Below are 7,030 nucleotides of genomic sequence, written 5' to 3' on the forward strand. Positions count from 1 at the left end.
TGTCCCACCCCAACTTGCACATTATTGTAAGCTGACTTTTCGTCAGCTTCTTTGTTGGGGCCCCTGACTAGAATTGAAAAAAGCTTGTTGCAAGCGCATGTTCGTTCAGTCAACTACTGCCAATATAACTTTGTAGAGCATAGAATATTGATTTATGTCTCAGCCTCAGAGTCATTTTTAAACAATAGCGCATGTGATAAAATAGAAAAGAATGAAAAATATAGAGGTGACAATATGAAGATAGCAATTATAGGTGCAGGCATCGGTGGATTAACAGCAGCTGCATTATTACAAGAACAAGGTCATACTATTAAAGTGTTTGAAAAAAATGACTCAATTGATGAAATAGGTGCTGGAATAGGTATTGGAGATAATGTGCTTAAAAAGCTAGGTAATCATGATTTAGCCAAAGGCATTAAAAATGCAGGACAAATCTTATCAACAATGACAATATTAGATGACAAAGATCGTCCATTATCTACAGTTAAATTAAAAAGTAATACATTAAATGTGACTTTACCACGTCAAACACTAATTGAGGTTATAAAATCATATGTTAAAGATGATGCGATTTTCACAAAACATGAGGTAACTCACATCGATAATGATACTGATAAAGTAACAATTCATTTTGCCAATCAACAAAGTGAAGCATTTGATTTGTGTATTGGGGCTGATGGAATTCATTCTAAAGTAAGACAATCTGTAAATACCGATAGTAAGGTATTATACCAAGGTTATACATGCTTTAGAGGATTAGTTGATGATATCGATTTGAAACATCCTGACTGTGCAAAGGAATATTGGGGTAGAAAAGGTAGAGTAGGTATTGTTCCATTATTAAATAATCAAGCATATTGGTTTATTACTATTAATACTAAGGAAAATAACCATAAATATAGTGCATTTGGAAAACCGCATTTACAAGCTTACTTTAATCATTATCCAAACGAAGTTAGAGAAGTATTAGATAAACAAAGTGAGACTAGTATTTTATTGCATAATATTTATGATTTAAAACCATTAAAATCATTTGTTTATGGACGTACTATTTTATTGGGAGACGCGGCCCATGCAACGACTCCTAATATGGGGCAAGGTGCTGGTCAGGCAATGGAAGATGCTATCGTATTAGTAAATTGCTTTAATTCATATGATTTTGAAAAAGCATTACAACGTTATGATAAATTACGAGTTAAGCATACTGCTAAAGTAATTAAGCGCTCTAGAAAAATCGGCAAAATTGCCCAATATAGAAATCGATTAATTGTAGCAATAAGAAACCGTATGATGAAAATGATGCCGAATGCATTAGCGGCAGGTCAGACTAAATTTTTATATAAATCAAAAGAAAAATAAAATAATTATATAAAAAACCCCGTATGTTGTAGTGAGTTTACAACATGCGGGGTGAATTTTGTTTGATGTAATAAGTAATAGTTAAGTATTTAGTTTACGACGAATTGTGGCTTTTCACCTTGAGCTACGCTAATAGCTGCATTAGCAACGATTTTTGACATCATATCGCGAGCCTCAAATGTAGCATTACCAATATGTGGTGTTAGTACTACATTTTTTAGGGATTTTAAGTCATCCGTAATTTTTGGTTCGAATTCATATACATCGAGTGCAGCACCTTCAATTTCGTTATGTTTCAAAGCTTGAACAAGTGCAGATTCATGTATGATTGGACCACGAGATGCATTAATTAAATATGCTGTTGATTTCATCATTTTAAATTGTTCTGCATCAATTAGATGATGTAATTTAGGATTGTAAGCAGCATTTATTGTGATGAAATCGGCATTTTTTAATAAGGTATCTAAATCTACGTATTTAGCACCAATCTCACGTTCTTTTTCTTCTTTACGATGTGGGCCAGTATATAAGACGTCCATGTCAAATGCTCTGGCGCGGCGTGCAACGGCACTACCTATTTCGCCTAAGCCGATAATACCGATTGTTTTACCTGATACTTCACGTCCTCTGAAAAATAAAGGTGCCCATCCATCAAAACCAGTTGTTCGTGATAATTCATCACCTTCAACAATGCGTCGAGCAACAGCAAGAACTAAGCCAATTGTTAAATCAGCAGTTGCATTGGTTGAAGCCTTTGGCGTATTTGTAACATCTATATTTTTTTCTCGTGCATATTCAATATCAATATTATTAAAACCAGCACCATAGTTTGCAATGATTTTTAAGTCTTTACCAGCATCGATAATGTCTTTATCGACGTTAGTTGATAATAAACTAATTAAAGCAGTCGCACCTTGTACTCCTTTAATTAAAGTGTCTTTATCGACTAATCCTTTACCTTCATACATTTCAACTTCAAAATGTTCTTGTAAAAGTTTTAAACCTACTTCTGGTATGGCACCAGCAACATAAACTTTTTCCATAAAGCTCACTCCTTTTAATCTAGTATAGTAGAAGATTAGACTGTATACAACTATGTCGAGATTTATTGCATATCAATGATGTAAGCGTATACTTTCAAGAGTGAAAGTGGGGGATTAATATATTTAACAAGGTTAAAAAGTATGAAGTATTAATTATGAATATAAAAAAGAGCTTATCCTAAACAGGAAAGCTCAATTGTTATTGATAACATATTTGCCGGATCAGATGTCCAAGTGATATGTATCTAAATACTCATTAAATATGAATGTAATTGTAGTTACCAGCTTCACTAGCTGAAATTGTTCTTGAACTTACTGAGAATGGTCCACCACTATAGTTCATTTCTGAAATAGTTACTGAACCATCATTGTTAACACTTTCAACAAATGCAACATGACCAAATGGTCCTTCAGATGATTGTAGAATTGCACCTTTAGAAGGTGTATGGTTTACTGTGAATCCAGCACTTTGAGCTGCTGAAGCCCAGTTGTTAGCATTGCCCCAAGTAGAACCGATTTCTCCGCCTACTTTATCATATACATACCAAGTACATTGACCAGCTGTATATAAGTTGCCTGCGTGTGAAATTGATGAAGTTGTAGTTGTAGTTGTTGTAGTAGTTGTTGTTTGAGTCGTGTTGTAATTATAGTTGTAGTTATTATAGTTTGTATAATTTTCAGCAGCATCTGCATGATGCGCGTGACCTACTAATGCTGTACCGATACCTGCTGTTAATGTAGTTGCTGTTACTAATTTTTTCATGAATAAAGTCCTCCAAAGTTCTATATCTTTTTTTATAAATAAAACGTAGCGACTGTTTTATTCTTACATCTCAATTGATGACAATAGTTACTTTAACAAAATTAATCTCATTTGTGGGGAATGTTATTGTTTTGTAAAAGAATAAAAAAACTTTGACTAATTTTGTAATAAAAAATAGCCAAAGTTACAATGAGATTAACAGGTAATTAATAGAAAATATTTATTTGTAATATGTTTAAATAAATCGGATTGTTAAAGGTATTACATATTCTTGGCCATTATAATATTTGACACACGCAATAATTGTGAAAACAAAAGATAATATTGAGAAAGCAAATAATAATAGCACACTGAATAAAATCATTATAAAACCTATTATTGAAAGAATTTCTATATCTATAGAAGCTATAAGAATGCTGATAATGGTAAAGATTGCTAAAATAACAGACCAAATGATATAAGAAATCGTATAGTTAAAATAATTTTTTCCAGCACGATCAACTAGTTTCGATTCATCTTTTTTTAATAACCATATAATCAGTGGACCAATAATAGATGTGAATAAACTTAATAAATAGATAAGCATCGCCATAATGTTTTCATCATTGGATTTGCGATTCGGTTGTTGATTTGTTACGTCATTCATTTCAGTTGTCATATTAGACACTCCTTTGAAAATTGTAATATTATCTTTAACTATAACAAAATATAATCAAAATAAACATGTTTATTAAACAATTATTAAATTTAAAAATAAGTGGTAGACGTTGGCGTTTAAATAGGTTAATTTAAGGTTATATATACTTAACATTTATAATGATGCGTGATGAATTCGCATCATTTTTATATTGTCTTACGTATAATGTGTTTTTATTTTTAAGCAAAGAAAGATAGAAAGAGGGTTGTTTATGAAAATAGCAATTGTAGGATCAGGAAATGGTGCGGTTACGGCAGCAGTGGACATGGTAGACAAAGGCCATGAAGTTAAATTATATTGTCGTAATCAATCAATAAATAAATTTCAAAACGCAATCGACAAAGGTGGATTCGATTTTCATAATGAAGGCGAAGAACGTTTCGTAGAATTCACTGATATTAGCGATGATATGGAATATGTGCTAAAAGATGCTGAGATTGTTCAAGTTATTATCCCATCTTCATACATAGAATATTATGCTGATGTAATGGCAGAGCATGTGACGAATAATCAGTTGATATTCTTCAACATGGCTGCAGCAATGGGGTCAATTCGTTTTATGAACGTTTTGGAAGACAGACACATTGATACTAAACCGCAATTGGCTGAAGCTAATACATTAACGTATGGTACACGTGTGGACTTTGAGAATGCAACAGTTGATTTATCATTAAATGTACGTCGTATCTTCTTTTCAACGTATGACAGAAGTTGCCTGAATGATTGTTACGATAAAGTTTCAAGTATTTATGACCATTTAGTTAAAGAAGAAAGTTTAATTAAGACAAATCTTGAAAATGGTAATCCAGAAGTACATCCAGGACCAACTTTATTAAATGTGGGGCGTATTGATTATGCCGGTGAGTTTGCATTATATAAAGAAGGTATTACAAAACATACGGTAAGACTATTACATGCAATTGAGTTAGAAAGATTGAATTTAGGGCGTAGATTAGGATTTGAATTATCTACTGCGAAAGAATCACGCATTGAGCGTGGTTATTTAGAACGTGATAAAGAAGATGAACCGTTGAACCGATTATTCAATACAAGCCCAGTATTTTCACAAATCCCAGGACCAAATCATGTAGAAAGCAGATATTTAACTGAGGATATTGCATATGGTTTAGTATTATGGTCAAGCTTAGGTAAAGTCATTGATGTGCCAACGCCAAACATTGATGCTGTCATTGTTATTGCATCAACAATTCTGGAACGTGATTTCTTTGAAGAAGGATTAACTGTTGAAACTATTGGTTTGGATAAACTAGATTTAGATAAATATTTAAAATAAATGTTACCTTAAATACAAATAAGGAAATAGAAATGTATTAATAGAAAGTAAATTGAAGAAAAGTGGTTTTGCATCAATAAACAAAGGGGACGATATATGATGACAAGACAACCAACCTTTTTAGAATCAATTTCAACAATAGTAGTTATGGTTATTGTAGTAGTAACAGGATTTGTAATTTTTGACATTCCAATTCAAGTGTTATTAATCATTGCTTCAGCTTATGCCGCATGGATTGCTAAACGTGTAGGATTGACATGGCAAGATTTGGAAAAAGGCATTGCAGAACGACTGAATACTGCAATGCCTGCTATTTTCATTATTTTGGCAGTCGGTATAATTGTAGGGAGTTGGATGTTTTCTGGAACAGTTCCTGCTTTAATTTATTATGGCTTAGATTTATTGAATCCAAGCTATTTTTTAATATCTGCATTTTTTATAAGTGCTATTACATCTATAGCTACTGGTACAGCTTGGGGATCAGCATCTACTGCAGGAATAGCATTAATCTCTGTAGGAAATCAATTAGGTATTGCACCAGGAATGGCAGCAGGAGCAATTATTGCTGGTGCGGTGTTTGGTGATAAAATGTCACCATTATCTGATACGACCAATTTAGCAGCACTTGTTACAAAAGTTAATATATTTAAACATATACATTCGATGATGTGGACAACTATACCTGCGTCAATCATAGGTTTATTAGTATGGTTTATTGCTGGATTTCAATTTAAAGGGCATTCAAATGATAAACAGATTCAAACCTTGTTATCAGAGCTTGCACAAATTTATCAAATTAACATATGGGTCTGGGTTCCCTTAATTGTGATCATTGTTTGTTTGCTATTAAAAATGGCTACAGTGCCTGCTATGCTAATATCAAGCTTTTCAGCCATTGTAGTAGGGACTTTTAATCATCATTTTAAAATGGTAGATGGATTCAAAGCAACATTTAGTGGATTTAATGAATCTATGATACATCAATCACATGTTTCATCAAGTGTGAAAAGCTTGTTAGAACAGGGTGGAATGATGAGTATGACACAAATATTAGTAACGATATTTTGTGGGTATGCATTTGCAGGTATTGTTGAAAAAGCGGGCTGTCTTGATGTTTTATTAGACACAGTTTCTAAAAGTATTCATTCTGTAGGTAGTCTAATTTGTATGACAGTTATCTGTTGCTTAGGACTTGTATTTGCAGCAGGTGTCGCATCAATTGTAATTATTATGGTTGGTGTTTTAATGAAAGATTTATTTAAGAAATATCATGTGTCTCGCACGGTTCTATCAAGAACACTTGAAGACTCAAGTACGATGATATTACCACTTATACCATGGGGAACTTCAGGGATATACTATGCAAGTCAACTACATGTCTCAGTTGGACAATTTTTCATTTGGACGGTTCCATGTTATTTATGTGCGATCATCGCAATTATTTATGGTATTACTGGTATTGGAATTAAAAAGTCATCGAATACACGTTTAACTTAATGTGATTGTGGAATATATATAATATGTTGAAACATTAATCTTATTTATAATTGTAGCGGTTATATTTTGAGAAGGTTTCAACTTGAAGAAATATCCTCTTTACATATTATTAATGTGTTTTGTAGCGGAACATGTTGATAAATGTAATGTAAGTTTATGGTCATTTTAAAATGACAAAGGTAATTGAGAATTTGAAGGCAAGTATAATTGTTAGTACTTTAACTGAAAAAGTATCAACGTATAGCTAAATTGGCATATCTTTTAGGTAAGGTATGTCAATGGCTATATGTTGTTTTATAGCTTTATCATTATTAAACGGAATCAGGCTGGGACATAAATCCCTAAAAAAACAGCAGTAAGATAATTTTCAATTAGAA

Annotated in this window: 6 protein-coding genes; 3 read left to right on the top strand and 3 right to left on the bottom strand. The window is 32.4% G+C overall.

Annotated elements, in window-relative coordinates; translation table 11 throughout:
- Window positions 1-234 precede the first annotated feature (234 nt).
- Window positions 235-1,359, top strand: coding sequence for an FAD-dependent monooxygenase (locus CD116_RS10230; RefSeq protein WP_047529690.1), 1,125 nt, complete (start codon window positions 235-237; stop codon window positions 1,357-1,359).
- Window positions 1,360-1,448: 89 nt separating this feature from the next.
- Here CD116_RS10230 and CD116_RS10235 read toward each other — a convergent pair whose 3' ends face one another.
- The 3 genes from CD116_RS10235 to CD116_RS10245 form a co-directional block, all read right to left on the bottom strand.
- Window positions 1,449-2,402, bottom strand: coding sequence for a 2-hydroxyacid dehydrogenase family protein (locus CD116_RS10235; RefSeq protein WP_047549689.1), 954 nt, complete (start codon window positions 2,400-2,402; stop codon window positions 1,449-1,451).
- A 256-nt stretch (window positions 2,403-2,658) separates the two neighbouring features.
- Complete coding sequence (locus CD116_RS10240) at window positions 2,659-3,165, bottom strand: CHAP domain-containing protein (RefSeq protein ID WP_047549686.1); 507 nt, start codon at window positions 3,163-3,165, stop codon at window positions 2,659-2,661.
- 235 nt (window positions 3,166-3,400) lie between these two features.
- On the bottom strand, window positions 3,401-3,823 hold the full coding sequence (locus CD116_RS10245) for a DUF4870 domain-containing protein (protein ID WP_047549683.1): 423 nt from the start codon (window positions 3,821-3,823) through the stop codon (window positions 3,401-3,403).
- Between the two features lie 250 nt (window positions 3,824-4,073).
- Between CD116_RS10245 and CD116_RS10250 the strand changes: the two genes are divergently transcribed.
- Window positions 4,074-5,156, top strand: a complete 1,083-nt coding sequence (locus CD116_RS10250) for an NAD/NADP-dependent octopine/nopaline dehydrogenase family protein (RefSeq protein ID WP_047425991.1) — start codon at window positions 4,074-4,076, stop codon at window positions 5,154-5,156.
- Window positions 5,157-5,252: 96 nt separating this feature from the next.
- Window positions 5,253-6,653 (top strand): Na+/H+ antiporter NhaC, encoded by a 1,401-nt coding sequence (gene nhaC, locus CD116_RS10255; protein ID WP_078101715.1) that lies wholly within the window; start codon window positions 5,253-5,255, stop codon window positions 6,651-6,653.
- Window positions 6,654-7,030 lie beyond the last annotated feature (377 nt).

This window comes from Staphylococcus schweitzeri, assembly GCF_002902405.1.
Classification (GTDB): domain Bacteria; phylum Bacillota; class Bacilli; order Staphylococcales; family Staphylococcaceae; genus Staphylococcus; species Staphylococcus schweitzeri.

Coding starts and splice junctions, on each gene's coding strand:
- CD116_RS10230 (WP_047529690.1), top strand. CDS start 235: ATGAAGATAGCAATTATAGGTGCAGGCATCGGTGGATTAACAGCAGCT.
- CD116_RS10235 (WP_047549689.1), bottom strand. CDS start 2,402: ATGGAAAAAGTTTATGTTGCTGGTGCCATACCAGAAGTAGGTTTAAAA.
- CD116_RS10240 (WP_047549686.1), bottom strand. CDS start 3,165: ATGAAAAAATTAGTAACAGCAACTACATTAACAGCAGGTATCGGTACA.
- CD116_RS10245 (WP_047549683.1), bottom strand. CDS start 3,823: ATGACAACTGAAATGAATGACGTAACAAATCAACAACCGAATCGCAAA.
- CD116_RS10250 (WP_047425991.1), top strand. CDS start 4,074: ATGAAAATAGCAATTGTAGGATCAGGAAATGGTGCGGTTACGGCAGCA.
- nhaC (WP_078101715.1), top strand. CDS start 5,253: ATGATGACAAGACAACCAACCTTTTTAGAATCAATTTCAACAATAGTA.